Here is a 26,702-nt window from a genome sequence, read left to right as displayed (position 1 = left end):
AGATGCACCGAGTCGCCGTCGCCGGAGCCACCGGCCGCATGGGCCAGATGCTGATCGAGGCGATCCGCGCCTCTGGCGACTGCCAGCTCGCGGGCGCCATGGACCAGCCCTCCAGTCCCGCCATCGGCAACGACGCCGCCGCCTTCCTGGGCCATGCCAGCGGCGTGCCCGTGGTGTCGGATGTCCGCAAGGGCATCGTCGGCGCGCAGGTGCTGATCGACTTCACGCGGCCCGAAGGCACGATGGCGCACCTGGCGGCCTGCCGCGCCGCCGGCGTCAACGCCGTCATCGGCACCACCGGCTTCTCCGACGACCAGAAGGCCGCCATCCGGGAGATCGCGCGCGACATCGCGATCGTCATGGCGCCCAACATGAGCGTCGGCGTCAACGTCACGCTGCGGCTGCTGGAGATGGCGGCGCAGGCGCTGGCCACGGGCTACGACATCGAGATCATCGAGGCGCACCACCGCCACAAGGTGGATGCGCCCTCGGGCACGGCGCTGAAAATGGGCGAAGTGATCGCACAGGCGATCGGCCGCGACCTGAAGGATTGCGCGGTGTACGGCCGCGAAGGAATCACCGGGGAGCGCGACCCGTCCACCATCGGCTTCTCCGCGATCCGCGGCGGCGACATCGTGGGCGACCACACCGTGCTGTTCGCGGGCACCGGCGAGCGCATCGAGATCACGCACAAGGCGTCCAGCCGGGCGACCTATGCGCAGGGCAGCCTGCGCGCCGTGCGGTTCCTCGCCGGGCGCAAGAGCGGCCTGTTCGACATGTTCGACGTGCTCGGCCTGCGGTGACCATGCGCCGGCGCCGCGCCGGTTGACGGGAGGCAGCGATGGATGTGATGCAGCTGGTCGGGCAGGCCGACGCCATCGGGCGCGTCGTGGCCCTGTTGCTGCTGGTGATGTCGGTGGCCAGCTGGGTCGTGATCCTGTGGAAGGCCTGGCTGCTGCGCCGCGCCACCGGCGACGTCGGGCGTTCCACTGCCGCGTTCTGGCAGTCGCCTTCGCTGGACGATGCCCGGGCGCGCGTCAGCGGCTTCGACCGCGACGCCCTCGTGCTGCCCCTCATCGACGCCACGGCCTCGCAGCAGCCCGGATCGCTGGCCGCTGCGGGCGATCGCAGCCAGCAGCTCACGCGCATGCTGCGCGATGCGTTGCATGACGTGCTGGACAAGCTGCAGTTCGGCCAGGTGCTGCTGGCCACGGTGGGTTCCACCGCGCCGTTCGTGGGGCTGCTCGGAACGGTCTGGGGCATCTACCACGCACTCACCGGCATCGCCAGCGCCGGGCAGATCAGCATCGACAAGGTGGCGGGTCCGGTCGGCGAGTCGTTGATCATGACCGCCGCCGGCCTGGCGGTCGCCATCCCCGCCGTGCTGGGCTACAACATCTTCGGTCGCCGCATCGGCCGGATCGAGGCCGACCTCGAAGGCTTCGCGCGCGACCTGCGCGAACTCATGGTGCACCACCAGGGGCAACGCTGATGGCCTTTGGACGCCTGGAGCGGTCCGAGGGCCCGCGTCCGATCAGCGACATCAACATGACGCCGCTGGTGGACGTCATGCTGGTGCTGGTCGTCATCCTCATCATCACGGCGCCGCTGATGGCCAGTTCGCTGCGGCTGGACCTGCCGCGCGCCGAGGGCACCCAGCCCAGCGACGCGCCCAAGTTCGTCACGATCGGCATCGAGGCCGGCGGTCGCACCTTCTTCAACGACCAGCCCGTGACGGCCGAGCAGCTCGCGCAGCGCCTGGCGGAGGCGGCGCGGCAGGCGCCCGACACCGAGGTGCAACTGCGCGCCGACAAGGCCGTGCCCTACGGGCTGGTGGTGCAGGTGATGGGCGCGGCGCAGAAGGCCGGGCTCAATCGCGTCGGCTTCGTCGCTGAGCCGGGCTCCTGAGCAGGGCACTCCGGTTCACGCGGGTGCGGACGGGCCATGCGGTCCGAATGCCTAAAATTCCCGCCATGCAAGACAAGTACAGCCACCTCGATGTGGAGCGCGCCGCACAGGCGTACTGGACCGCGCGCGACGCCTACCGGGTGGTCGAGGATCCCCGCAGGAAGAAGTTCTACGCCTGCTCGATGCTGCCCTATCCCAGCGGCAAGCTGCACATGGGGCACGTGCGCAACTACACCATCAACGACATGTTGACGCGGTACCTGCGCATGAACGGCTACAACGTGCTGATGCCCATGGGCTGGGATGCGTTCGGCCTGCCGGCCGAGAACGCTGCGCTGAAGAACAACGTGCCGCCGGCCAAGTGGACCTACGACAACATCGCCTACATGAAGCGGCAGATGCAGTCGATGGGCCTTGCCATCGACTGGTCGCGCGAGGTCGCCACCTGCGACCCGAGCTACTACAAGTGGAACCAGTGGCTGTTCCTCAAGATGCTGGAGAAGGGCATCGCGTACCGCAAGACCCAGATCGTCAACTGGGACCCGGTCGACCAGACCGTGCTGGCCAACGAGCAGGTCATCGACGGCAAGGGCTGGCGCACCGGCGCGGTGGTGGAAAAGCGCGAGATCCCCGGCTACTACCTGAAGATCACCGACTACGCGCAGGAACTGCTCGAGCACGTGCAGCACCACCTGCCTGGCTGGCCGGAGCGCGTGAAGCTGATGCAGGAGAACTGGATCGGCCGCAGCGAGGGCGTGCGCTTCGCCTTCACGCACGACATCAAGGGCGACGATGGCCAGTTGATCGGCGGCGGCCGCATGTACGTCTTCACGACGCGTGCCGACACGATCATGGGCGTGACCTTCTGCGCCGTGGCGCCCGAGCATCCGCTGGCCACGCATGCGGCCCGCAACAACCCGAAGCTGGCGGCCTTCATCGAGGACTGCAAGAAGGGCGGCACCACCGAGGCCGAACTCGCGCTCAAGGACAAGGAAGGCATGCCGACGGGCCTGGCCGTGACGCATCCGCTCACGGGCAAGCCGGTCGACGTCTGGGTGGGCAACTACGTGCTCATGGGCTATGGGGACGGCGCCGTCATGGGCGTGCCCGGGCATGACGAGCGCGACTTCGCGTTCGCGCTCAAGTACGACCTGCCCATCATGCAGGTGGTGCACGTCGATGGCGAGACGTACGACTACAGGCAGTGGCACGACTGGTACTCCGACAAGGAGCGCGGGGTCACGATCAACTCGGACATCTACAGCGGCTTCGGGTACCAGGAGGCCGTGAATGCCGTGGCGCACGCGCTGCAGCAGAAGGGCCTGGGCGAGAAGAAGACCACCTGGCGCCTGCGCGACTGGGGCGTCAGCCGCCAGCGCTACTGGGGCACGCCGATCCCCATCATCCATTGCGCCGAGCACGGCGCGGTGCCGGTGCCCGAGAAGGACCTGCCCGTGGTGCTGCCGCAGGACTGCGTTCCCGACGGCAGCGGCAACCCGCTGAACAAGCGCGAGGACTTCCTCGCCTGCACCTGCCCGGTCTGCGGCAAGCCGTCCGGCGCGAGACCGACACCATGGACACGTTCGTCGACTCGTCCTGGTACTTCATGCGCTACTGCGACCCGAAGAACGACCGCGCGATGGTGGGCGAGGGCACGCAGTACTGGATGCCGATGGACCAGTACATCGGCGGCATCGAGCACGCCATCCTGCACCTGCTGTACGCGCGCTTCTGGACCAAGGTGATGCGCGACCTCGGGCTGGTGAAGATCGACGAGCCGTTCACCAAGCTGCTCACGCAGGGCATGGTGCTGAACGAGGCCTTTTCGCGCACCACCACCGGCAAGCAGTACTTCTGGGCCCACGAGTTGGACATCGTGCGCGACGAGCACGCCAAGGTGCTGTCGGCCACCGCCAGGGCCGACGGGCAGCCGGTGACGTACGAGGGCTGGACGACGATGTCCAAGTCCAAGAACAACGGCGTCGATCCGCAGGACCTGATCGAGAAGTACGGCGCCGACACCGCGCGGCTGTACACGATGTTCACCGCGCCGCCCGAGGCCACGCTGGAGTGGAACGACGCGGCGCTGGAAGGCAGCTATCGCTTCCTGCGCCGGGTCTGGGCGTTCGGCCAGCGGCTGTCCGGCAGCAGCGGTGCCGTGGGGCACCACGTGCAGCGACTGGCCGGTGCGGGCACCTTCGGCAAGGGCGCGAAGGCGCTGCGGCGAGAGGTGCACACGGTGCTCAAGCAGGTGGACTACGACTACGTCCGCATGCAATACAACACCGTCGTCTCTGGCGCGATGAAGATCCTCAACGCACTGGAGGACTTCAAGGCCTCCGCGGATGCCGGCGCCGACACGGTGCTGGCCGAGGGCTTCGGCATCCTGCTGCGGGTGCTGTATCCCGCCACGCCGCACGTTGCGCATGCACTGTGGCACGAGCTGGGCTACAGCGAGCTGCACGGCGACCTGCTGGATGCACCGTGGCCCAAGGTGGATCCGGCCGCGCTGGAGCAGGACGAGGTGGAGCTGATGCTGCAGGTCAACGGCAAGCTGCGTGGCTCGGTGTTCGTGCCTGCCGGCGCCGACAAGGCGGAGATCGAGCGCACCGCGCTCGCCAGTGAAGGCTTCCAGAAGTTCTCCGGGGGCGCGCAGCCGAAGAAGGTGATCGTGGTGCCGGGCCGCCTGGTCAACGTGGTCGTCTGATGCTGCGCCGCTCCTTCGTCGCCATCCCCGCCGCGATCGCATTGGCAGCCTGCGGCTTTGAGCTGCGACGCGCGCCCGAGTTCGCGTTCAAGACCATCGCCGTGCCCTCCCAAGGCGCGATCGCCATCGAGCTGCGGCGCACGCTCGCGTCGGCGGGCACCTTGCAGGTGCTGCCGACGACGGCCAAGCCCGATGAGGCGCAGGTCATCCTCGACGTGCTGTCCGAGAACCGCGAGAAGGTGATCGTGGGCATCAACGCGTCCGGCCAGGTGCGCGAATTCCAGCTGCGCACCCGGCTGCACTTCCGCCTGCGCACGCCGAAAGGGCGCGAGCTGATTCCCGACACCGAGCTGCTGCAGACGCGCGACGTCAGCTTCAACGAGTCGGCGGTGCTGGCCAAGGAGGCCGAGGAAGGCCTGCTGTACCGCGACATGCAGACCGACCTGGTGCAGCAGCTGATGCGCCGCATCGCCGCGGTCAAGCAGATCTGACCCATGGAGCTGGACCGGGCCGACCTCAAGCTGCTGGAGTTGCTGCAGCAGGATGGCCGGGCCACCATGCAGGCGCTCTCGGAGGCCGTGCACCTTTCGGCACGCGCCACGCTCAATCGGGTGCGGCGCCTCGAGGCCGGCGGTGTGCTGGAGGGCTATCGCGCGCTGATCCGGCGCAATGCTCTCGGTGAGCACATCAGCGTGTTCGCCGAGATCGCGCTGAAGGACCAGCGCCAGGCCTCCGTGCAGCGGTTCGAGCGTCGCATGGCCGAAGCGCCGGAGGTCGTGGCCTGCTGGATCGTGAGCGGCCGCTACGACTACCTGGTGCGCGTCTCGTGCCCGGCGCTGGACGACTACCACCGCCTGATCAACGGCTGGCTGGACGAGCCGGCGCTCGGCATCGAGAAGATCGTCAGCAACATCGAGCTGCAGACGATCAAGGAATTCACCGGCTTTCCGGTCCCGCGCCTCCCCGCCCGCAACGGCTGAGCGCGCCTCTGCCGTTTCGGAAGCGGCGGCCTCGCATCTCGGCCGTTGCGGCAGCTCCAGGCCTTCCGAACCGCTCCCTGCGCAGCAGACCGCTGCCCACAATGGCCGTGGCACAACGGGAGATCGCCATGGAACAGAAAAGCGGAACCACCGAGATGTACATCGGCCTGGAGCAGCGCTACGGCGCGCGCAACTACCACCCGGTCCCGGTGGTGGTGGACCGGGCGCTCGACTGCCTGGTGTGGGACGTGCAGGGCCGCGAGTACATCGACATGATGGGCGCGTACTCCGCAGTGAGCCACGGCCACCTGCATCCGCGCCTCGTAGCCGCCGCGAAGCGCCAGCTCGAGAAAGTGGCGGTCACCTCGCGGGCGTACCACAGCAACACGCTGGGCCCGTTCCTCGCGAAGCTGTGCGACGTCGCCGGCTTCGAGCGCGCGCTGCCGATGAACACCGGCGCGGAGGCGGTGGAGACGGCGATCAAGTGCGCGCGGCGCTGGGGCTACCGCGTCAAGGGCATTCCCGACGGCCAGGCCGAGATCCTGGTCGCGCGCGGCAACTTCCATGGCCGCACCAACACCATCATCGGCTTCTCCAGCGAGGCCGACTACCGCGCCGGCTTCGGGCCGTTCACGCCGGGATTCAGGCACTTCGATTTCGGCGACATGGCCAGCATCGAAGCCGCCGCCGGTCCCAATACCTGCGCCGTGCTGATCGAGCCGATCCAGGGCGAGGCCGGCATCGTGCTGCCGCCGCCCGGGTTCTTCCGCGCACTGCGCGACTGGTGCACGAAGAACCGCGTGCTGCTGATCGACGACGAGGTGCAGGCGGGCCTTGGCCGCACCGGCAAGTGGTTCGCCTTCGAGCACGAGGGCATCCGGCCCGATGCGTTGATCCTGGGCAAGGCGCTGGGCGGCGGCCTGCTGCCGGTCAGCGCATTCCTCGCCGATGCGGCCGTGATGGACGTCTTCAATCCCGGCAGCCACGGCTCTACGTTCGGTGGCAACGCGCTGGCTGCAGCCGTGGCGCTGGAGGGCCTGCAGGTTCTGGAAGACGAGAAGCTGGTCGAGCGCGCCGCGCAGATGGGGCCGCTGCTGATGGAGCGCCTGCTTGAAGTGCAGAAGGCCGCCGGCCAGCTGGTGCGCGACGTGCGCGGCCGCGGCCTGTGGATCGGCGTCGACATCGACCCGGCCCATGGCAGCGCGCGCGAACTGGTCGAGCGCATGGCCCAGCGCGGCGTGCTGTCCAAGGAGACGCACGAAACCGTGATCCGCTTCGCGCCGCCGCTGACCGTGACGCCGGCGCTGATCGAGAAAGCCACGCGCATCTTCCGTGAGGTGGCGGTCGAAGCACGGGGCTGAGGCGGGGGCAGAACAAAGACAAACAGCCGGACGCAGAGGACGCAGAGGACGCAGAAGTTTGCGCAGAAGGCGCAGAAGGAACCATTCAGGTCTTCCTGGTTGTCTTTCGCGTCCTCTGCGTCCGGCTGTTGGGTTTCCAGTGTCCGCCGCTACACTCGCGGCCATGCAGCTTGCCGCCGCCCAGCTGAGCGCCCACCTGCAGAAGGGCCTGCGATCGCTCTACACCCTGCATGGTGACGAGCCCCTGCTGGTCCAGGAGGCCGCCGACGCGATCCGCGCCGCGGCCCGCACCCGGGGCTACACCGAACGCACCGTGCACACGGTTGCCGGCGCGCACTTCGACTGGAGCGAGGTGCTGGCCGCCGGTGGCTCATTGAGCCTCTTTGCCGAGCGGCAGATCGTCGAGGTGCGTATCCCGTCCGGCAAGCCGGGCAAGGACGGCAGCACGGCGCTGCAGCAGCTCGCGCAGGCGGCACAGGGCAACGACTCGACCCTCACGCTGGTGCTGCTGCCGCGCCTGGACAAGATGACGCGGGGCGGCGCGTGGTTCGCGGCGCTCGACAGCTTTGGCGTCACGCTGCAGGTCGACCCTGTGGAGCGCTCGGCGTTGCCGCAATGGATCGCCCAGCGCCTCGCGCAGAACGGCCAACGCGTCGTGGCCGGCGACGAAGGCCATCGCACGCTGCAGTTCTTCGCCGATCGCGTGGAAGGCAACCTGCTCGCCGCGCACCAGGAGATCCAGAAGCTCGCGCTGCTCCACCCGGCCGGCGAGCTCACCTTCGACCAGGTCGAAGCCGCCGTGCTGAACGTCGCGCGCTACGACGTGTTCAAGCTCTCCGAGGCGGTGCTGGCCGGCCAGGCGGCACGCGTGCAGCGCATGCTCGATGGCCTGCAGGCCGAGGGCGAGGCCGAGGTGCTGGTGCACTACACGCTGGCCGAGGACATCCGCGCGCTCAAGCGCGTGAAGGACGCGATGGGGCAGGGACGTCCGCTGCCGATCGCGCTGCGCGAACAACGTGTGTGGGGATTGAAGGAGCGGCTGTTCGAGCGCGTGCTGCCGAGGCTGTCGGCCACTGCCCTCGACAACCTCCTGCATGCCGCCCACGTGGTCGACGGCATCGTCAAGGGCCTCAAGGCACCGGGGTGGCCCACCGACGGCTGGCAGGCCCTGCAGCGCCTGGCCATGCAGCTGTGCGCCGAATGCACCACGCAGCAGGGCCAGACCTCGCGTGGGACAATGGCGGCGTGAACGCGCTGAACGTTTCCGAGTACATGCAGGCGCTGGGCGCACAAGCCCGGCAGGCCAGCGCGCGCATGTCCGCGGCCAGCGCGGCGCAAAAGAACGCCGCGCTGCGTGGCATCGCGCGCAGGCTGCGCGCGTCGTTCGAAGCCCTTGCAGCCGACAACGCCAAGGACCTGGAACGCGCCACCGCGGCTGGCCTGGCAGCGCCGATGGTCGACCGCCTGAAGCTCACGCCGAAGATCCTGGAGACGCTGGCCGAGGGCTGCGAGCAGCTCGCTGCCATGCCCGACATCGTGGGCGAGATCTCCGGCATGACCGAGCAGCCCAGTGGCATCCGCGTCGGCCGCATGCGCGTGCCGCTCGGCGTGTTCGGCATGGTGTTCGAGAGCCGGCCCAACGTCACCATCGAGGCGGCCAGCCTGTCGATCAAGAGCGGCAACGCGTGCATCCTGCGTGGGGGCTCGGAGGCGATCGAGTCCAACAAGGCGCTGGCGCGCCTGGTGCGCGAGGCGCTGGTCGAGGCCAGGCTGCCCGAGGACGCGGTGCAACTGGTGCACACCACCGACCGCGAGGCCGTGGGCCAGTTGGTGGCGATGCCGCAGTTCGTCGACGTGATCATTCCGCGCGGCGGCAAGGGCCTGATCGAGCGCATCAGCCGCGAGGCCAAGGTGCCGGTCATCAAGCACCTGGACGGCAACTGCCACGTGTACGTCGACGACCCGTGCGACATCGCGATGGCGGTCGCGATCGCCGACAACGCCAAGACGCAGAAGTACAGCCCCTGCAATGCCGCCGAAGGCCTGCTGGTCGCCGAGGGCGTGGCGGCGCAGTTCCTGGTGCGCATCGGCGCGATCTACGCGGCCAAGGGCGTCGAGATGCGCTGTGATCCACGCGCCAAGGCCATCCTGGCCGACGTGTCCGGCGCGCAGCTGGTCGATGCCACCGAGCAGGACTGGTCCGAGGAATACCTCGCCGCCATCGTCAGCATCAAGGTGGTGAGCGGGCTCGACGAAGCCATCGCCCACATCAACCGGTACGGCAGCCACCATACCGACGCGATCGTCACGCGCGACCACGTGCATGCGCAGCGCTTCCTGCGCGAGGTGGATTCGGCCAGCGTGATGGTCAATGCCAGCACCCGCTTTGCCGACGGCTTCGAATACGGCCTGGGCGCCGAGATCGGCATCAGCACCGACAAGTTCCACGCCCGCGGACCGGTGGGCCTGGAAGGCCTGACCTCGCTGAAGTGGGTGGTGCTCGGCCAGGGCGAGATTCGCACCTGAGCGCGTGGCGGCCGCCGCTGCGGCCGAGCTGGCCTTGCAAGCCGCAAGGTCGGCCTCATTTCCCTAAAATTCACTCAGACATTCGCCGGCGCGGCCGGCCGCAGAGGGCCCATGGTTCCCCATCTCGTCACTGCCCTCTCCGGGCCCATCAACGAACTCGAACAGCGCATCCTCGAATCGATGCCCGCCATCGAGCGCTGGTTCCGCCTGGAATGGATGGAGCACACGCCGCCGTTCTACAGCTCGGTCGACGTGCGCAACGCCGGCTTCAAGCTGGCACCGGTGGACACCAACCTGTACCCCGGCGGCTGGAACAACCTCACGCCCGAGATGCTGCCGCTGGCGGTGCAGGCGGCGATGGCGGCCATCGAGAAGATCTGTCCGGAAGCGCGCAACCTGCTGGTGATCCCGGAGAACCACACGCGCAACACGTTCTACCTGGCGAACGTGCTGCAGCTCAAGCGCATCTTCCACATGGCCGGGCTGAACGTGCGCATCGGCTCCATCAGCCCGGAGATCACCGAGCCCACCACCATCAACCTGCCCACGGGCGAGTCGATCGTGCTGGAGCCGGTGGTGCGCAGCAAGCATCGGCTGGGCCTGAAGGATTTCGACCCCTGCACCATCCTGCTGAACAACGACCTCTCGGCAGGTCCTCCCGGGATCCTGGAGGACCTGCACGAGCAGTACCTGCTGCCGCCGCTGCACGCAGGCTGGTCGGTGCGACGCAAGAGCCGGCACTTCCAGAGCTACGAAGAGGTCGCCAAGCGCTTCGGCAAGATGCTGGGCATCGATCCGTGGCTCATCAACCCGATGTTCAACAAGTGCGGCGAGATCAATTTCGCCGAGGGCTCGGGCATGGAATGCCTGACGAGCAACGTCGATGCACTGCTGACCAAGGTGCGGCGCAAGTACAAGGAATACGGCATCAACGAGAAGCCGTTCGTGATCGTCAAGGCCGACAACGGAACCTACGGCATGGGCATCATGACCGTGCGTGACGTCAAGGACCTGGAGCAGCTCAGCCGGCGCACGAAGAACAAGATGTCGGTCATCAAGGATGGCCAGCAGGTGCAAGACGTCATCATCCAGGAAGGGGTGCAGACGTACGAGCGCATCCACGACGCCGTGGCCGAGCCGGTGGTCTACATGATGGACCGCTACGTGGTGGGCGGCTTCTACCGCGTCCACCCGGAGCGCGGCATCGACGAGAACCTCAACGCACCCGGCGCCGGTTTCGTGCCGCTCGCGTTCGCCGAGAGCACCCGGCTGCCTCAGCCGGGCGAGAAGCCGGGCGCCAGTGCGCCGAACCGCTTCTACATGTACGGGGTGATCGGTCGCGTGGCCATGCTGGCGGCCAGCTACGAGCTGGAGGCCACCGACCCCGAGGCCGAGACCTACGACTGAGCCTCGGCAGCGCAGTTGCTGCGCTGCAACATAGCCCGGCCAGCCGAGTGGCCGCGGCGCACAATAGCGGTCCCAAAGGAAACGGAACCCCGCCGCCGTCCACGGCGCCAAGACGGGGCCCGCTCGTGCAACGTTCGAAATCCTCGCTTGCGGCGCTGACCCTCGGCGCCATCGGTGTCGTCTACGGTGACATCGGCACCAGCGTCCTGTACGCCATGAAGGCTGTCTTCGAGACGGGGCACATCCCGTTCACCGAGGCCAATCTCTACGGCGTCCTGTCCATCTTCTTCTGGACCCTGACGGTCATCGTCTCGATCAAGTACGTGCTGCTGGTGCTGCGCGCGGACAACAACGGCGAGGGCGGCCTGATTGCGATGCTGGCGCTGGCCTCGCAGGCGGTGAAGGACAAGCCGGCCTTGCGCAAGGTGCTGCTCGGCGTGGGCATCTTCGGCAGCTCGCTGTTCTATGGCGACGGCGTGATCACGCCGGCGATCTCGGTGCTGTCGGCGGTCGAGGGCCTGGAGGTGGTCTCGCCGCGCTTCAAGGAGTGGGTGATCCCGCTCACGCTGCTGATCCTGTTCTGCCTGTTCGCCATGCAGAAGCGCGGCACCGGCGGCATCGGCCAGTTCTTCGGGCCGATCACGTTGGTGTGGTTCCTAGTCATCGCGGCGCTGGGCGTGGCCAACATCGCCCAGCATCCCGCCATCCTCACGGCGCTGAGCCCGCACCACGCGGTCCTCTTCATGGTCCACCACCCGGTCACCACGTTCGTGATCCTCGGGGCGGTGGTGCTGTGCGTCACCGGGGCCGAGGCCTTGTATGCGGACCTGGGCCACTTCGGCAAGCAGCCGATCCGGCTGGCCTGGTACACGGTGGTGATGCCCTCGCTGACGATGAACTACTTCGGCCAGGGCGCGCTGCTGCTGCGCAATCCCCAGGCGGTGAAGAACCCGTTCTTCCTGATGGCGCCCGAGTGGACGCAGCTGCCGCTGGTGCTGCTGGCCACCGCCGCGACCGTGGTGGCATCACAGGCGCTGATCACCGGCGCGTTCTCGGTCACCAAGCAGGTGATCCAGCTGGGCTACCTGCCACGGCTGAACGTGCAGCACACCAGCGTGCGCGAGACCGGGCAGATCTACATCCCGTTCGTCAACTGGGGCCTGTTCGTCGCCATCGTGCTGGCCGTCGTGCTGTTCCGATCCTCGACCGCGCTGGGCGCGGCCTACGGCATCGCGGTCACGCTGGACATGCTGATCACGACGACGCTGACCTTCTTCGTGATCCGCTACGGCTGGAAATACCCGCTGTCGCTGTGCATCGCGGCCACCGGGTGGTTCTTCGTCGTCGACGTCACCTTCTTCGCCTCGAACCTGCTGAAGCTGATCGACGGCGGCTGGTTCCCGCTGATGATCGGCAGCGCCATCTTCCTGCTGATGATGACGTGGAAGAAGGGCCGCACCATCCTCAACGAGAAGCTGCTGCACGACGCCATCGATCTCAAGAGCTTTCTGGAATCGGTGTTCGTCAGCCCGCCCACGCGGGTGGAAGGCACGGCGGTCTTCCTCACCGCGGAACCCGGCACGGTGCCGAACGCGCTGCTGCACAACCTGAAGCACAACAAGGTCCTGCACGAGCACAACATCTTCGTCACCGTGCGCAGCCACGAAGTGCCATGGGTGGGCCTGAACCGCCGCCTCGAAGTGGAGTCGCTCGGCCACAGCTGCTGGCAGGTGGTGATCCACTACGGCTTCAAGAACGACTTCGACGTGCCCCGCGCGCTGGAGCACATGCGCGGCATGGGCTGCGTCATCCAGCCGATGACCACCAGCTACTTCCTGTCGCGCGACGTGGTGGTGCCCACCATCGGCGGCGGCATGGCCACCTGGCGCGAGAAGCTGTTCGCCCAGATGCACCACAACGCGAGTGCCGCCGCCGACTTCCTGAAGCTGCCGAACAACGCAGTGGTGGAGCTGGGGTCGAAGATCGAAATCTAGGACCACCCCGAAGCGCCTGCGGCGCCTCCCCTCAAGGGCGCCACCAGCGGTCCGGCAAAACCGGTTCCACGGTGGCACTTGAATGTGGCGACTGGTAGTTCTGCTCCGAGAACAAAAGGGGCGCCGGAGCGCCCCTTCTATGTGACCGTGACGGTGATCAGGTGGCCGGCTTGTCGCTCAGGTCCTTCAGGTTCTGCTTCAGCTCCGGTCCCATCGGCAGCTGCAGGTTGACGTTGTTCGGCGGGATGGGCGAGGTGAACCACTTCGCATAGAGCTTCTCGAACTGGCCGTTCTTCATCATCGTGCCGATCACGCGGTCGACCAGCTGCTTGAACTGCGGATCGTCCTTGCGGACCATGCACGCATAGGGCTCGACCTGCAGCGAGTCGCCCACCACTTCCCAGTCGGCCGGGTTCTTGTCGTTGGCCTTCAGGCCGAACAGCAGGATGTCGTCCATGCCGAAGGCCACCGCGCGGCCGCTCTCGACCAGCAGCTTGGAGTCGTCGTGGTCCTTGCCGGTGATGATGTTCATGTCCAGGTTCTTCTCCTGGTTGTACTTGCGCAGCACCTGGAAGTTGGTCGTGCCGGCCGTGGTCGACACGGTCTTGCCCTTCAGGTCGGCGTAGTTCCTGATGCCGGAGTTCTTCTTCACCAGCAGGCGCGTGCCGGTGTAGAAATGATTGATCGCGAACGCCACTTCCTTGCCGCGCGTGGAGTTGTTCGTCGTCGATCCGCACTCCAGGTCGATGGTGCCGTTGGACAGCAGCGGGATGCGGTTCTGCGAGGTGACCGACTGCCAGGCCACCTCGAGGTTGAGCTTGTTGGTCACCTTCTTCACCTCGGCGGCCACTGCCTCCGAGATCTCGACCATCATCCCCACTGGCTTGCCGGGACCGGCTAGATAGCTGAACGGCACCGACGACTCACGGTAGGCCAGCGTGAGCTTGTTGGTGTCGGACACCTTCTTCAGCGTCTCCTGGGCCGACGCGCCGGCAGCGGCCAGCGCGAGCACCAGGGGGAGCAGGGTCGTCATCTTCTTCATTCGTGAACTCCTAGTTCGGGTGGGAAAGGAACGCCGGCGAACCCAAGCATGCGGCGTGCCCGGCAGTGTAGACAGGCGGGCCTGGCGTCCGCATTCACGGAAACGCGAACACGGCGCGCGGCGCGGCAGGCCCGAAGCTGCTACGGTGCCGCCATGACCAACCTGTCCGCGTTTCCGCTTTCGGCCTTCCCGATCACCCGCAAATGGCCCGCCAGCCACCCCGACCGCCTGCAGCTGTATTCGCTGCCCACTCCCAATGGCGTGAAGGTGTCGATCGCGCTGGAGGAGACCGGGCTGCCCTACGAGGTGCACCGCGTCGACTTCGAGAAGCACGACCAGACCTCGCCCGAATTCCTGTCGCTCAATCCGAACAACAAGATCCCGGCCATCCTTGACCCCAACGGTCCGGCAGGGCAGCCGCTGGCCCTGTTCGAGTCGGGCGCGATCCTGCTGTACCTGGCGGAGAAGACCGGCCAGCTGCTGCCCAGCGACCCCGCGGCGCGCTGGCATGCGGTCCAGTGGCTGATGTTCCAGATGGGCGGGATCGGACCGATGTTCGGGCAGGTGGGGTTCTTCCACAAGTTCGCCGGCAAGGACTACGAGGACAAGCGCCCGCGCGATCGCTACGTGGCCGAAACGAAGCGCCTGCTGGCCGTGGTCGACCAGCAGCTGTCGACGAACAAGTGGATCGCGGGCGACACCTTCAGCATCGCCGACATCGCCGCCTTCCCGTGGATCCGCAACCTGGCCGGCTTCTACGGCGCGGGCGAGCTGGTGCAGTTCGAGCAGTTCAGGAACGTGCGGCGCGCGCTCGACGCCTTCCTGGAGCGCCCTGCCGTGCAGCGTGGGCTCACGATCCCCAAGGCTCCTTGAGCGACGCCTGCGGCCGCAGGCGATTTGTGCAACAGTAGCGCCCCCATGCCCGGACCCAAGACCCTGCTTTTCGTCGCCGACCCGCTGGAGGCGTTCAAGATCGCCAAGGACACGACGTTCTCCATGATGCGAGAGGCGCAGCGGCGCGGCCACCGCATCGCGGCGTGCGAGCCGCGCCACCTGGTGTGGCGCTCCGGCGGCCCGGTGCAGGCGATGGTGCGCGACATCGAACTCACGGGCGGTGGACCCTACGACTGGTTTCGCGAGACCGGCAGCGCGATGCGGGCGCTGAAGGAGTTCGACGCCGTCCTGATGCGCAAGGACCCGCCGTTCGATCCCGAGTACTTCTACGCCACGCACCTGCTGCAGCAGGCCGAGCGCGATGGTGCGCGCGTGTTCAACAGCCCGCGGGCGCTGCGCGACCATCCCGAGAAGCTGGCGATCATGGAGTTCCCGCAGTTCGTCAGCCCGACGCTGGTGACGCGGGATCCCGAGGCGGTGCGCCGCTTCCATGCCGAGCACGGCGAGATCATCCTCAAGCCACTCGATGGCATGGGCGGCATGGGCATCTTCCGCGTCGGTCCTGATGGCCTGAACCTCGGCTCCATCACCGAGACGCTGAACGGGCAGGGCACCACCACGCTGATGGTGCAGAAGTTCGTGCCCGCGATCGCGCAGGGCGACAAGCGCGTGCTCGTCATCGCGGGCAGGCCGGTGCCCTTCAGCCTCGCGCGCATTCCGCAGGGCAGCGAGATCCGCGGGAATCTCGCCGCGGGCGGCAAGGGCGTGGCGCAACCGCTGTCGGCGCGCGACCTGGAGATCGCCAATGCACTGGGGCCTGTGCTCGCCGCGCGTGGCCTGCTGCTGGTGGGCCTGGATGTGATCGGCGACGTGCTGACGGAGATCAACGTCACCAGCCCGACCTGCTTCCAGGAGATCACGCAGCAGACGGGCTTCGACGTGCCGGCGATGTTCGTCGACGCGCTCGAGGCTGCGCTGGCCTGAGCGCCGGCGCCTAGCCGTCGGCCAGCGCCTCGCCGTCGACGAACACCCGCAGCTCGCCCGGCCGCATCTGCGTCCAGGTCTCGTTGGTGGTGAGCGGTGCGGTGACCACCACCGCCACCTTGTCCTGCGGCGTCGTGTGGTGCGCGAAGTTGATCGATAGATCCTCGTCCGCCAATTGCGCATGCGCGAAGGGGTGCTTGCGCTCCAGGTGGAACAGGTTCGTGGCGCAATGCGCCCACAGCGCCTCGCCGTTCGAGAGCAGGAAATTGAACGGCCCGTGGCGCGCGATCTGCGGCGCCAGCTCGCGCAGCGTGAGCGTCAGCTCCTGGACACTCGGCACCCCGGCATGCGACTTCCACAGCTCCTGCATGATCCAGCAGAAGGCCCGCTCGCTGTCGGTGCTGCCCACCGGCCGGAAGTTGGCATGCAGGCGCGGCGCGAAGTCCTTCAGGTCGCCGTTGTGGGCGAAGACCCAGTAGCGGCCCCACAGCTCGCGCACGAACGGATGGCAGTTCTCCAGCGCGATCTCACCCTGGGTCGCCTTGCGGATGTGGGCGATGACATTGCGGCTCTGGATGGGATAGCGGCGGATCAGCTCGGCCACTGGCGACTGCGCGGCGGGCTGGTGGTCGACGAAGTGGCGCAGCCCGCGGCCTTCGAAGAACGCGATGCCCCAGCCGTCGGCATGGTGGTCGGTGCGCCCGCCGCGCTGCGCGAACCCGGCGAAGCTGAACGTGACGTCCGTGGGCGTGTTGCAGTTCATCCCCAGCAGCTGGCACATGGATCCATTATTTGCCAGCGGTGCTGCCGCGTGGGGAGTCGCGCAGCTGCAGGGCTGCGACGATGGCCACGCCACACAGCGCCGCCAGGAGGAAGAACGACTCGTTGAAGGCCGCCAGCCGGGCAGCGCTGGTCTGCGGATTGGCCAGCGAGTCGCCGTGCGCCGCAATGCGCCACTCGAGCACGATCGCGCAGAGGCTCACGCCGGTCGCCCCGCCCAGCATGCGCAGGAAGTTGATCGCGCTGGCGCCGTGCGGGATGAGCTCCTTGCTCAGCGGTCGCATCGAGCCGAGATTCAGCGACGGCAGGATGAAGCCCAGCCCGATACGTCCGAGGATCGCCCAGGTCACCAACACCCAGAGCGGCGTGGCGAGGCCCACGGTCGGCATCAGCACGAACGACGCAGCGAGCAGTGCAAGCCCGATGGTGACCAGCACGCGAGTCGGCACGCGTCGCACCAGCCTTCCCACGCCGCCGATCGTGAACGCGAGCACCAGCCCCGCCGGGAACAGGATCGTGCCCACCTGCGAGGCTGGCAGTTTCAGTCCCATCTGCATGAACACCGGCAGCAGGTAGGTGGACCCGAACAGCGCCGTGCCATAGATGAAGGCGACGATGCTGCCCATCGCGTAGGTGCGGTAGCCGAACAGCGCCAGGTTCATCAGCGGCTCGCGACCGGTCGCCGCGGCGCGGCGCTGCCAGGCGATGAAGACGAACAGCGCGAGCGCGGCGCCGATCAGCAGCAGGCCCGCGGTCGTGTGCGAGCGGCCGTGCAGTTCGACGAGGCCGTTCAGCAGGCACAGGGTGCCGCCCGAGGCGAGCACGAGCCCGCGCCAGTCCAGCTGCGCACCGCGCTGCGCCTGCGCGCCGCCGGGCGCGCTCGCCGGCACGAAGGTGTACGCGAGCGCGATCGACGCGAAGCAGAACGGCACGACCATGAAGAAGATCGAGCGCCAGCCGAACCAGTCGACCAGCAGGCCGCCGATGCTGGGGCCGATGGCCGGTGCGAGCACCACGCCCATGCCGAACATCCCGCTCGCTCGGCCCTGTTCGCTGGGCTCGAAGGCGCGCAGCATGACGATGGCCGGGATCGGCTGCACGACGCCGGCGGCCAGGCCCTCGGCCACGCGCGCGGCGAGCACCATCCAGAAAGCAGTGGCCACGCCTCCGCCGATGCCGCCCGCCAGCAGCAACAGCATCGTGGCGACGTAGGTCATCCGGTAGCCGAAGCGCCCCAGCACCCACGGCGTGACCAGCATGCCGACGGTGGACGACACCATGAAGCCCGAGCTGACCCATTGCACGCGGCTCTGGTCGAGCGTGAAGTGGTGGCTCATGTCGGGGATGGCCACGTTGACGATGGTCGACGACATGATCGACGCCATCGTCCCGACCATGAGGGACAGCAGCAGGTACCAGCGGTAGCGCGGTCCCCAGCGGGCGCTGAGTTCCTGGACGGTGGAGGGCCGGCCGCTCACCGGGCTGCCGGCGCCGCGCAGCGGGCGCAGATGCAGGCCCGGTCCTGTGCTTCCGCCGGCACTCGGTCCAGCAGGTCAGCGGTGAAAGTCGCGCGCGTGCACCAGCACGGCGGTTGTGGCTCGCCAGTGCGGCGCTGCGCCTCCATCGCGCAGCCGTTCGCGCCGCCGCACAGAGGGCAACGCGACGGGTCGGGACGCTCGGGCACGGCAGCCATGCGGGCAGTCTACCCGCGGGCCACCGCGCAGGAGGCGGTCAGCGGCCCGCCTTCACCTTCAGGCGCCACGCATGCAGCAGCGGCTCGGTGTAGCCGGAGGGTTGCTCCTTGCCCTTGAACACCAGGTCCTGCGCCGCCTGGAACGCCGCCGAGTTGGTCCAGTTGCCCGCCATGGGCTGGTAGGCCGGATCGCCCGCGTTCTGCTTGTCGACCACGGCAGCCATGCGGCGGAAGGTCTCGCGCACCTGGTCCTCGGTGACGATGCCGTGCTGCAGCCAGTTGGCGATGTGCTGGCTGGAGATGCGCAGCGTCGCGCGGTCTTCCATCAGGCCGACGTTGTGGATGTCGGGCACCTTGGAGCAGCCCACGCCCTGGTCGATCCAGCGCACCACGTAGCCGAGGATGCCCTGCACGTTGTTGTCCAGTTCCTGCTGGCGCTCCTGCGCCGACCAGGTGGCCTTCTCCGCGACCGGGACGGTGAGCAGGCCGGTGAGCAGCTTCTCGCGCTCGGCTTCGGCGTCGACCTTCTCCAGCTCACGCTGCACCTCGGCCACGTCGACCTGGTGGTAGTGCAGCGCATGCAGCGTGGCGGCGGTTGGCGACGGCACCCACGCGGTGTTGGCGCCGGCTTTGGGGTGCGCAATCTTCTGGTCCAGCATCGCGGCCATCAGGTCCGGCATGGCCCACATGCCCTTGCCGATCTGCGCGCGGCCACGCAGGCCGCAGGCCAGGCCGACCAGCACGTTGCTGCGCTCGTAGGCCTGGATCCACGCGCTGGACTTCATGTCGCCCTTGCGGATCATCGGGCCCGCGTACATCGCGGTGTGCATCTCGTCGCCGGTGCGATCGAGGAAGCCGGTGTTGATGAAGGCCACGCGCGCCGGCGCTGCGGCGATGCAGGCCTGCAGGTTCACGCTGGTGCGTCGCTCCTCGTCCATGATGCCCAGCTTCACCGTGTCGCGCGGCAGCTTGAGCATGTCCTCGACGCGGCCGAACAGTTCGTCGGCGAACGCCACTTCCGCGGGGCCGTGCATCTTCGGCTTGACGATGTAGACGGAGCCGGTGCGCGAGTTGCGGATGCCGTTGGCGCCGTGGCCCTTCAGGTCGTGGATGGCGATCGCCGACGTGATGACGGCGTCGAGGATCCCCTCGGGGATCTCCTTGCCACCGTCCCACAGGATCGCGGGATTCGTCATCAGGTGGCCCACGTTGCGCACGAACAGCAGCGAGCGGCCATGCAGCGTGACCTTGCCCTTGCCGTCGGGGGCGGTGTACTCGCGGTCCTTGTTCAGGCCGCGGGTGAAGCTCTTGCCGCCCTTGTGCACCTGCTCCGTGAGCGTGCCCTTGAGGATGCCCAGCCAGTTGCCGTACGCCAGCACCTTGTCCTGCGCGTCGACGACGGCCACCGAGTCCTCCAGGTCCATGATGGTGGAGAGCGCGGCCTCCACGATGACGTCGCTGATGCCGGCCGCATCGGTGCTGCCGATCGGCGAGTTGCGGTCGATCACGACGTCCAGGTGGATGCCGTGGTTTCGCAGCAGCACCGAGCTGGGCGCGCCCGCGTCGCCGCGGTAGCCCACGAACCTGGCCGGGTCCTTCAGCCCCGTGGTCTCGCCGCCCTTGAGCGTGACCGCCAGCTTGCCGCCCACGACCTTGTAGCCGGTGGCGTCCTTGTGCGAGCCCGATGCCAGCGGCGCGGCCTGGTCCAGCACGTTGCGCGCATAGGCGATCACCTTGGCGCCGCGCACCTCGTTGTAGCCCGGGCCCTTGTCGGCGCCCCCGTCCTCTGGGATGACGTCGGTGCCGTAGAGCGCGTCGTACAGCGAGCCCCAGCGCGCGTTGGCGGCATTGAGCGCGTAGCGCGCGTTCAGGATCGGCACCACCAGCTGCGGGCCGGCCTGCAGCGCCAGTTCGGCGTCGACGTTGGTGGTCGTGGCCTTGGCACCCTTGGGATGGGGCACCAGGTAGCCGATCTGCTCCAGGAACCTGCGATAGGCAGCCATGTCCCGGATCGGCCCGGGATTGGCCTTGTGCCAGCGGTCGATCTCGGCCTGCAGCCGGTCGCGTTCGGCGAGCAGCGCCAGGTTCTTCGGCGCGAGGTCGTGCACGATCGCGTCGAACCCTTTCCAGAACGCGGCGCTGTCGACACCGGTGCCGGGCAGCACCTGGTCTTCGATGAACCGGTACAGCTCGGTGGCGACGGCAAGGCGGTGGACGGTGGTGCGGGCGGTCATGGAGGCTCCTGGCAAACGGTGACAGCAATGCGGCGCGACGGCCGCGAGACAGGTCGAAACTGTATTTGAACCTTGTGCCCGCGTTTAGCAGCCCTGCGGTGATTTGATTCTCAACTTGGGCGCGCCTAATCGCTGGGCTAGGGAGATGGAGTCTTCGAGTTCAGCCCCGTTGCCGAGATGCTGACAGTGCCTCCGGGACCAACCCAGCTCAGCCTGAAACGGCTGCGAATCACCCCAGATTCGGAACCTCCATGCGCATAATTCGCTCGCCATGGACAAGCTGAAGCAACTCGAGTCGTTCGTCTCGGTGGCCACGCGGGGCAGCCTGACTGCCGCTGCCAAGGCCGAGGGCGTGGCGCCCGCGATCATGGGCCGGCGGCTCGATGCGCTGGAAGAGCGGCTGGGCGTGAAGCTGCTGGTGCGCACCACGCGGCGCCTGACGCTGACCCACGAAGGCAGCGCGTTCCTGGAGGACTGCCAGCGGCTGCTGGCCGACATCGCCAATGCCGAGGCCAGCGTCAGCGCCGGCGGGGTCAAGGCCAGCGGCCACCTGCGCATCACCGCCCCGGCCGGCTTCGGGCGGCGGCACGTGGCGCCACTGGTGCCGCGGTTTCGCGAGCAGCACAAGGACGTGACCATCTCGCTGAACCTGAGCGACCGCGTCGTCGACCTGGCCGGCGAAGGCTACGACTGCGCCGTGCGAGTGGGCGACATGCCCGATTCGTCGCTGGTGAGCGTGCGCATGGCGGACAACCGCCGCATGTGCGTGGCCACGCCCGAATACCTGCGCCGGCACGGCACGCCCGAGCATCCGAACGACCTGGCGCGGTTCGATTGCCTCACGTTGTCGAGCGACGCCTCCCAAGTGCGCGGCTGGGCATTCCGGGTGCCGCGCACGGCGCCAGGGCGGCACAAGGATGCCGTGGCTGACGCTGGCGTGCCCGAGGGCTACGAAGTGATCCACATGCGCCCGGGCGGTCCGCTGGACTGCAGCGATGGTCAGGTGCTGCACGACTGGTGCCTGCAAGGCTACGGGATCGCGTGGCGCAGCACCTGGGAGGTGGAGGACGAGATCGCCTCGGGCCGGCTGGCCGAAGTGCTGGCCGAGTTCGCCGCACCGCCGAACGGCATCTATGCGGTGTTCCCGCAGCGCAAGCACCTGCCCGTGCGCGTTCGGCTGTGGATCGACTTCATCAAGCAGCACTTCGGCCGGCCCGAGTTCTGGCGCGGCACCTGAAGCCGGCGGCAGGCGCACCGCCGCCGGCGCCCGCGGGACCTCAGGCCTTCTTGCGCAGGCACTCGCCCATGAAGGCCTTGCGCTCGGCGCCCTTGAGAGCCTTGGCCTTGGCATCGGCATTGCAGGTCTTCATGCGGCTTTGCTGCGCCACCCTGCTGTCGGACGGCTTGGCGTCGGCGGCCGGGGCTTCCTTCGCGTTGGCGGCAGTGGCGAGCGACAGCGCCAGGGCGGCGGCGACGAGGGACAGGGACTTGTGCATGGATCCTCCGGTGTGAACGAGTGAATGGGATCGCTGTTGTAGTAGGGCGTGCCTGCGCCGTCGTCCCCTCATGGCGTGAGGCCATCCCCAAGCCTGGGGGAGGCTCGCTGCGAGGCGGCCGCATGACCGCACGGATGGGTCGGCAGGCGCCGTTCCTTAGAATCCCGCGATGCTCCTCGTGAAAGAAGAATTGCTCGGCGCGCTGGCTGCCGCGCTCGACAAGCTGTCGCCTGGCGCGGGAGCGAAGGCGACGTTCGAGTCGCCCAAGGTCGCCGCCCACGGCGACCTGGCCTGCACCGCCGCGATGCAGCTGGCCAAGCCGCTCAAGCTCAATCCGCGCCAGGTCGCCGAGTCACTGAAGGCCGACCTGCTGCAGACGCCTGCGTTCCAGCGCTGGGTCGATGCGCTGGACATCGCCGGTCCCGGTTTCATCAACATCCGCCTCAAGCCCGCTGCCAAGCAGCAGGTGGTGCACGAGGTGCTCGCTGCAGGTGAGGCGTATGGGCGCCGCGCTGCGATCGGCCGGCAGGTGATGGTGGAGTTCGTCTCCGCCAATCCCACCGGCCCCCTGCACGTGGGCCATGGCCGGCAGGCCGCGCTGGGCGACGCGATCTGCAACCTCTATGCCTCGCAGGGCTGGAAGGTCTTCCGCGAGTTCTATTACAACGACGCCGGCGTGCAGATCGCGACGCTGGCCACCTCGACGCAGCTGCGCGCCAAGGGCCTGAAGCCGGGTGACGCGGGCTGGCCCGAGTCGGCCTACAACGGCGACTACATCGCCGACATCGCGAACGACTTCCTCGCGAAGAAGACGGTGCGCGCCGACGACCGCGAGTTCACGGCGTCGGGCGACGTCGAGGACCTGGAAGGCATCCGCCAGTTCGCGGTGGCCTACCTGCGGCACGAGCAGGACCTGGACCTGCAGGCGTTCGCGGTGAAGTTCGACAACTACTACCTCGAGTCCAGCCTCTACACCTCCGGCAAGGTGGAGGCGACCGTGCGCCGCCTGCAGGACGCGGGCAAGACCTACGAGCAGGACGGCGCGCTGTGGCTGAAGTCCACCGACTACGGCGACGACAAGGACCGCGTGATGCGCAAGTCCGATGGCACGTACACCTACTTCGTGCCGGACGTGGCGTACCACATCGCCAAGTGGGAGCGCGGCTACCAGAAGGCGGTGAACATCCAGGGCACCGACCACCACGGCACCATCGCACGCGTGCGCGCCGGCCTGCAGGCCGCGGGCGTCGGCATCCCGCAGGGCTATCCGGACTACGTGCTGCACACCATGGTGCGCGTGATGCGCGGCGGCGAGGAAGTGAAGATCTCCAAGCGTGCCGGCGGCTACGTGACCCTGCGCGACCTGATCGACTGGACCAGCAAGGACGCGGTGCGCTTCTTCCTGCTCTCGCGCAAGCCGGACACCGAGTACGTGTTCGACGTCGACCTGGCGCTGGCGCAGAACAATGACAACCCCGTGTACTACGTCCAGTACGCGCATGCCCGCATCTGCTCGGTGCTGGCCGCATGGGGTGGCGACGCGGCAACGCTGAAGGACGCGGACCTCTCCGCACTCGAGAGCCCTCCGGCGCTGGCCTTGATGCTGCAGCTGGCCAAGTACCCCGACATGCTCACGTCCGCCGCGCAGGATTTCGCGCCGCACGATGTGACCTTCTACCTGCGCGATCTCGCGAGCACGTACCACTCCTACTATGATGCCGAGCGCATCCTGGTGGACGACGAGGCCGTGAAGCGCTCGCGTCTGGCACTGGTGGCGGCCACGGCGCAGGTGCTGCGCAACGGCCTTGCCATGCTGGGCGTGGGTGCACCGGAGAAGATGTGAGAAAGAGCTTGAACAGACAGCGTGGCAACGTCCTGGTGGGCATCATCATCGGGATCGTGATCGGACTGGCGGCCGCGCTCGCGGTGGCCGTGTACGTCACCAAGGTCCCCGTCCCCTTTCTCAGCCGCAACCAGGGCCGCACGGCCGAGCAGGACGCGGCCGAATCGAAGAAGAACAAGGACTGGGATCCCAACGCGCCGCTGTACGGCAAGAACCCGGCCAGGACGCTGCCGCCGGCAGCTGCTCCGGCCCCTGCGGCCGCTGGCTCGGCGCCGGTGCCGCCCGCCGTCGCCGGCCCGTCCGAGCGGCCTGCCGCTCCCGCTGTCGGCAGTCCCGGCAAGGGCGCCGCCACGGACCCACTCGGCGACTTCGCCACTGCGAAGGCCAGCAGCAGTGCCACGCCGGAACCGTTCCTGTACTTCGTCCAGACCGGCGCGTTCCGCTCCCAGGACGACGCCGAGGCGCAGCGCGCCAAGCTGTCGCTCATGGGCGTGGAAGCACGCGTCACCGAGCGCGAACAGTCCGGCCGCACCGTGTACCGCGTGCGCGTGGGTCCGTTCGACAAGAAGGACGATGCCGATCGCAGCAAGGGCAAGCTCGAGGCCGGCGGCATCGAGACTGCCCTCGTGCGCGTGCAGAGGTAGGGAACCAACCGGGCCGCAGCGGCTCAGACGGACGCAAGGAGTCACAAGCACATGAATCGACGCGAGTTTTCCGTGGGCACCACCTGCCTGCTGGCGGCAGCCAGCGTGGGGTTCCCGCACCTGGTGTGGGCGCAGGGCAAGCCCGAGGAGGGCCGCGAGTTCAAGACGCTGGACAAGCGCGTGCCCACCGAGGCGCCGGCCGGCAAGGTCGAGGTCATCGAGTTCTTCTGGTACAGCTGCCCGCACTGCAATGCGTTCGAACCGCAGCTGGAAAGCTGGCTGAAGAAGCTGCCGCCCGACGTGTCGTTCCGGCGCGTGCCGGTGGCCTTCAACGACAGCTTCGTGCCGCAGCAGCGCCTGTTCTACACGCTCGACGCACTGGGGAAAGTCGACGAGATGCAGCGCAAGGTGTTCCAGGCGATCCACGGCGAGCGCCAGGCCCTGAACAAGGAAGACCAGATCCTCGCCTGGGCCGAGAAGAACGGCTTCGACAAGGCCAAGTTCAAGGACACCTACAACTCGTTTTCCGTGCAGACCAAGGCCCGCAAGGCCACCCAGCTGCAGGAGGCCTACCAGGTCGAGGGCGTTCCGGCGCTGTGCGTCGGCGGCCGCTGGTACACCGACGGCTCGCTGGCCGGCAACATGGGCCGCGCGCTGCAGGTCACCGAGTTCCTGATCGCCGAGGCCCGCAAGAGCCGCTGACCGCATTGGCGGTGCGCTCTCCGGACCAGCCCGCTTCGGCGGGCTTTTTCGTTCGTCGCTGCGAGAGCGCTCGGTACAATGCGCCAGCAAGTTTCATGCCTTTATGAACTCCCCCTTCCTGCCCGTCCTTCTCGCCCTGTCGCTGGCGTGGCCCGTCGCCGCGCTGGCCGAGAAGGCCGACCGCGACAAGCCGATGAACGTGGAAGCCGATTCCCTGCGCTATGACGACCTTCGGCAGGTGAGCGTGTTCACCGGGAAGGTCGTGCTGACCAAGGGCACGATCGTCATTCGCGGCGCCCGGCTCGAAGTGCGCCAGGACCCCGACGGCTTCCAGTACGGCATCGTCACCGGTGAGCCCGGCAAGCGCGCCTTCTACCGCCAGAAGCGCGAAGGGCTGGACGAGTGGATCGAGGGCGAGTCGGAGGTCATCGACTACGACGGCAAGGCCGACCGCGTGAAGTTCATCCGCCAGGCCGAGCTGCGCCGGCTGCGTGGCGCGACGATCGTGGACGAAATGATCGGCAGCCTGATCACCTACGAGAACACCACCGACGTCTTCACCGTCGACGGTGGTCCGGCCTCGCCGCGACCCGGCGGCCGCGTGCGCGCCGTGCTGGGCCCGCGCGAGGCGGCGTCCGCGCCGGCCAGCGGCACGCCGCCGGCACAACTGCGGCCGGCGCCCGGCATCTCGGGGAGTCCCCGGTGAGGATCGATCCCGCAGCCGCCGCTGACGGGGCGGCGCTGCCGCCCGCTGCCCGCAGCCGCCTGGAGGCGCGTCACCTGCAGAAGTCGTACGGCAGCCGCAAGGTGGTCAAGGACGTCTCGCTCGGCGTCGACAAGGGCGAGGTCGTCGGGCTGCTCGGCCCCAACGGCGCCGGCAAGACGACGTCGTTCTACATGATCGTGGGTCTGGTGCGCGCCGATGCCGGCGAGATCTCCATCGACGGCCGGCCGGTGGAGCACATGCCGATCCATCGCCGCTCGCGCCTGGGCCTGTCGTACCTGCCGCAGGAAGCGTCGATCTTCCGCAAGCTGAACGTCGCCGACAACGTGCGCGCGGTGCTCGAGCTGCAGCGTGGCCCGGATGGCAATCCGCTGGCCTCCGACCAGATCGAGGAGCGCCTGGCTGCGCTGCTGCAGGACCTGCGCGTCGACCACCTGCGCGATTCGCCGTCGCTGGCGCTCTCGGGCGGCGAGAGACGCCGGGTCGAGATCGCGCGCGCGCTGGCCACGCAGCCCCGCTTCATCCTGCTGGACGAGCCGTTCGCGGGCATCGATCCGATCGCCGTCATCGAGATCCAGCGCATCATCAGCTTCCTGAAGTCGCGCGGCATCGGCGTGCTGATCACGGACCACAACGTGCGCGAGACGCTGGGCATCTGCGACCACGCCTACATCATCAGCGACGGCAACGTGCTTGCGCAGGGCACGCCGGCGGAGATCGTCAACAACGCCGACGTGCGCCGGGTCTACCTCGGCGAGCATTTCCGAATGTGAGCGTCGTGCA

Annotated in this window: 24 protein-coding genes and 1 pseudogene; 19 read left to right on the top strand and 6 right to left on the bottom strand. The window is 68.0% G+C overall.

The genetic code is table 11. The annotated features are described in order from the left end of the window. Window positions 1–2 precede the first annotated feature (2 nt). From dapB to ACPWT1_RS03415, 11 genes and pseudogenes are all read left to right on the top strand, one after another. Window positions 3–803 (top strand): 4-hydroxy-tetrahydrodipicolinate reductase, encoded by an 801-nt coding sequence (gene dapB / locus ACPWT1_RS03465; protein WP_427914022.1) that lies wholly within the window; start codon window positions 3–5, stop codon window positions 801–803. A 38-nt stretch (window positions 804–841) separates the two neighbouring features. Continuing rightward, window positions 842–1,492, top strand: a complete 651-nt coding sequence (locus ACPWT1_RS03460; RefSeq protein ID WP_427914021.1) for a MotA/TolQ/ExbB proton channel family protein — start codon at window positions 842–844, stop codon at window positions 1,490–1,492. Next, window positions 1,492–1,908 carry an ExbD/TolR family protein gene (locus ACPWT1_RS03455; RefSeq protein WP_427914020.1) on the top strand — a complete coding sequence of 139 codons (417 nt, stop codon included), beginning with the start codon at window positions 1,492–1,494 and terminating at the stop codon, window positions 1,906–1,908. Before ACPWT1_RS03460 ends, ACPWT1_RS03455 begins: the two co-directional genes overlap by 1 nt. 65 nt (window positions 1,909–1,973) lie before the next feature. Next, window positions 1,974–4,615 (top strand): annotated as a pseudogene (gene leuS / locus ACPWT1_RS03450) (leucine--tRNA ligase). Next, window positions 4,615–5,106 (top strand): LPS assembly lipoprotein LptE, encoded by a 492-nt coding sequence (lptE, locus tag ACPWT1_RS03445; protein ID WP_427914019.1) that lies wholly within the window; start codon window positions 4,615–4,617, stop codon window positions 5,104–5,106. The pseudogene leuS and the gene lptE overlap by 1 nt, the downstream one beginning before the upstream one ends. 3 nt (window positions 5,107–5,109) lie before the next feature. Continuing rightward, window positions 5,110–5,595: an Lrp/AsnC family transcriptional regulator gene (locus tag ACPWT1_RS03440; protein WP_427914018.1), complete on the top strand. Its 486-nt coding sequence runs from the start codon at window positions 5,110–5,112 to the stop codon at window positions 5,593–5,595. A gap of 128 nt (window positions 5,596–5,723) precedes the next feature. Next, on the top strand, window positions 5,724–6,956 hold the full coding sequence (rocD, locus tag ACPWT1_RS03435) for an ornithine--oxo-acid transaminase (RefSeq protein ID WP_427914017.1): 1,233 nt from the start codon (window positions 5,724–5,726) through the stop codon (window positions 6,954–6,956). Between the two features lie 163 nt (window positions 6,957–7,119). Continuing rightward, window positions 7,120–8,205, top strand: coding sequence for a DNA polymerase III subunit delta (holA, locus tag ACPWT1_RS03430; RefSeq protein ID WP_427914016.1), 1,086 nt, complete (start codon window positions 7,120–7,122; stop codon window positions 8,203–8,205). Then, window positions 8,202–9,482 carry a glutamate-5-semialdehyde dehydrogenase gene (locus ACPWT1_RS03425; RefSeq protein ID WP_427914015.1) on the top strand — a complete coding sequence of 427 codons (1,281 nt, stop codon included), beginning with the start codon at window positions 8,202–8,204 and terminating at the stop codon, window positions 9,480–9,482. Before holA ends, ACPWT1_RS03425 begins: the two co-directional genes overlap by 4 nt. A 111-nt stretch (window positions 9,483–9,593) precedes the next feature. After that, window positions 9,594–10,889: a glutamate--cysteine ligase gene (gene gshA, locus ACPWT1_RS03420; protein WP_427914014.1), complete on the top strand. Its 1,296-nt coding sequence runs from the start codon at window positions 9,594–9,596 to the stop codon at window positions 10,887–10,889. Between the two features lie 125 nt (window positions 10,890–11,014). Beyond that, a complete protein-coding gene (locus tag ACPWT1_RS03415) occupies window positions 11,015–12,883 on the top strand; it encodes a potassium transporter Kup (RefSeq protein WP_427914013.1) in 1,869 nt (622 codons plus the stop codon). A gap of 157 nt (window positions 12,884–13,040) precedes the next feature. Here ACPWT1_RS03415 and ACPWT1_RS03410 read toward each other — a convergent pair whose 3' ends face one another. Next, window positions 13,041–13,925, bottom strand: a complete 885-nt coding sequence (locus tag ACPWT1_RS03410) for an amino acid ABC transporter substrate-binding protein (RefSeq protein WP_427914012.1) — start codon at window positions 13,923–13,925, stop codon at window positions 13,041–13,043. Window positions 13,926–14,078: 153 nt separating this feature from the next. Between ACPWT1_RS03410 and ACPWT1_RS03405 the strand changes: the two genes are divergently transcribed. After that, window positions 14,079–14,798 (top strand): glutathione S-transferase N-terminal domain-containing protein, encoded by a 720-nt coding sequence (locus tag ACPWT1_RS03405; RefSeq protein WP_427914011.1) that lies wholly within the window; start codon window positions 14,079–14,081, stop codon window positions 14,796–14,798. Between the two features lie 45 nt (window positions 14,799–14,843). After that, complete coding sequence (gene gshB, locus ACPWT1_RS03400; RefSeq protein WP_427914010.1) at window positions 14,844–15,803, top strand: glutathione synthase; 960 nt, start codon at window positions 14,844–14,846, stop codon at window positions 15,801–15,803. Between the two features lie 10 nt (window positions 15,804–15,813). Here gshB and ACPWT1_RS03395 read toward each other — a convergent pair whose 3' ends face one another. From ACPWT1_RS03395 to ACPWT1_RS03380, 4 genes are all read right to left on the bottom strand, one after another. Next, on the bottom strand, window positions 15,814–16,584 hold the full coding sequence (locus ACPWT1_RS03395; RefSeq protein ID WP_427914009.1) for a class II glutamine amidotransferase: 771 nt from the start codon (window positions 16,582–16,584) through the stop codon (window positions 15,814–15,816). Window positions 16,585–16,591: 7 nt separating this feature from the next. After that, window positions 16,592–17,980 carry an MFS transporter gene (locus ACPWT1_RS03390; protein WP_427915502.1) on the bottom strand — a complete coding sequence of 463 codons (1,389 nt, stop codon included), beginning with the start codon at window positions 17,978–17,980 and terminating at the stop codon, window positions 16,592–16,594. A gap of 77 nt (window positions 17,981–18,057) precedes the next feature. Then, a complete protein-coding gene (locus tag ACPWT1_RS03385) occupies window positions 18,058–18,207 on the bottom strand; it encodes a cysteine-rich CWC family protein (RefSeq protein WP_427915501.1) in 150 nt (49 codons plus the stop codon). Window positions 18,208–18,314: 107 nt separating this feature from the next. Further along, window positions 18,315–20,510: a malate synthase G gene (locus ACPWT1_RS03380; RefSeq protein WP_427914008.1), complete on the bottom strand. Its 2,196-nt coding sequence runs from the start codon at window positions 20,508–20,510 to the stop codon at window positions 18,315–18,317. Window positions 20,511–20,781: 271 nt separating this feature from the next. On the opposite strand from ACPWT1_RS03380, the gene ACPWT1_RS03375 reads away from it, so the two are divergent. After that, a complete protein-coding gene (locus tag ACPWT1_RS03375) occupies window positions 20,782–21,747 on the top strand; it encodes a LysR family transcriptional regulator (protein ID WP_427914007.1) in 966 nt (321 codons plus the stop codon). Between the two features lie 40 nt (window positions 21,748–21,787). Here ACPWT1_RS03375 and ACPWT1_RS03370 read toward each other — a convergent pair whose 3' ends face one another. Continuing rightward, window positions 21,788–22,006: a PsiF family protein gene (locus ACPWT1_RS03370; RefSeq protein WP_427914006.1), complete on the bottom strand. Its 219-nt coding sequence runs from the start codon at window positions 22,004–22,006 to the stop codon at window positions 21,788–21,790. 169 nt (window positions 22,007–22,175) lie between these two features. On the opposite strand from ACPWT1_RS03370, the gene argS reads away from it, so the two are divergent. From argS to lptB, 5 genes are all read left to right on the top strand, one after another. Beyond that, window positions 22,176–23,849 (top strand): arginine--tRNA ligase, encoded by a 1,674-nt coding sequence (gene argS, locus ACPWT1_RS03365; protein ID WP_427914005.1) that lies wholly within the window; start codon window positions 22,176–22,178, stop codon window positions 23,847–23,849. Window positions 23,850–23,857: 8 nt separating this feature from the next. Continuing rightward, complete coding sequence (locus ACPWT1_RS03360) at window positions 23,858–24,493, top strand: SPOR domain-containing protein (protein ID WP_427914004.1); 636 nt, start codon at window positions 23,858–23,860, stop codon at window positions 24,491–24,493. A gap of 51 nt (window positions 24,494–24,544) precedes the next feature. Continuing rightward, window positions 24,545–25,195, top strand: coding sequence for a thiol:disulfide interchange protein DsbA/DsbL (locus ACPWT1_RS03355; protein ID WP_427914003.1), 651 nt, complete (start codon window positions 24,545–24,547; stop codon window positions 25,193–25,195). Between the two features lie 103 nt (window positions 25,196–25,298). Continuing rightward, complete coding sequence (gene lptA, locus ACPWT1_RS03350) at window positions 25,299–25,901, top strand: lipopolysaccharide transport periplasmic protein LptA (RefSeq protein ID WP_427914002.1); 603 nt, start codon at window positions 25,299–25,301, stop codon at window positions 25,899–25,901. 2 nt (window positions 25,902–25,903) lie between these two features. Beyond that, the gene (lptB, locus tag ACPWT1_RS03345) at window positions 25,904–26,692 is read left to right on the top strand and encodes an LPS export ABC transporter ATP-binding protein (protein WP_427915500.1); all 789 of its coding nucleotides are present in this window, start codon (window positions 25,904–25,906) and stop codon (window positions 26,690–26,692) included. Window positions 26,693–26,702 lie beyond the last annotated feature (10 nt).

Origin of the sequence: Ramlibacter sp. MMS24-I3-19, from assembly GCF_050320135.1 — a bacterium.
Taxonomy (GTDB): domain Bacteria; phylum Pseudomonadota; class Gammaproteobacteria; order Burkholderiales; family Burkholderiaceae_C; genus Ramlibacter.
The sequence above is the reverse complement of the archived record's forward strand: the minus strand, read 5'-3'. Positions and strand labels throughout refer to the sequence as shown.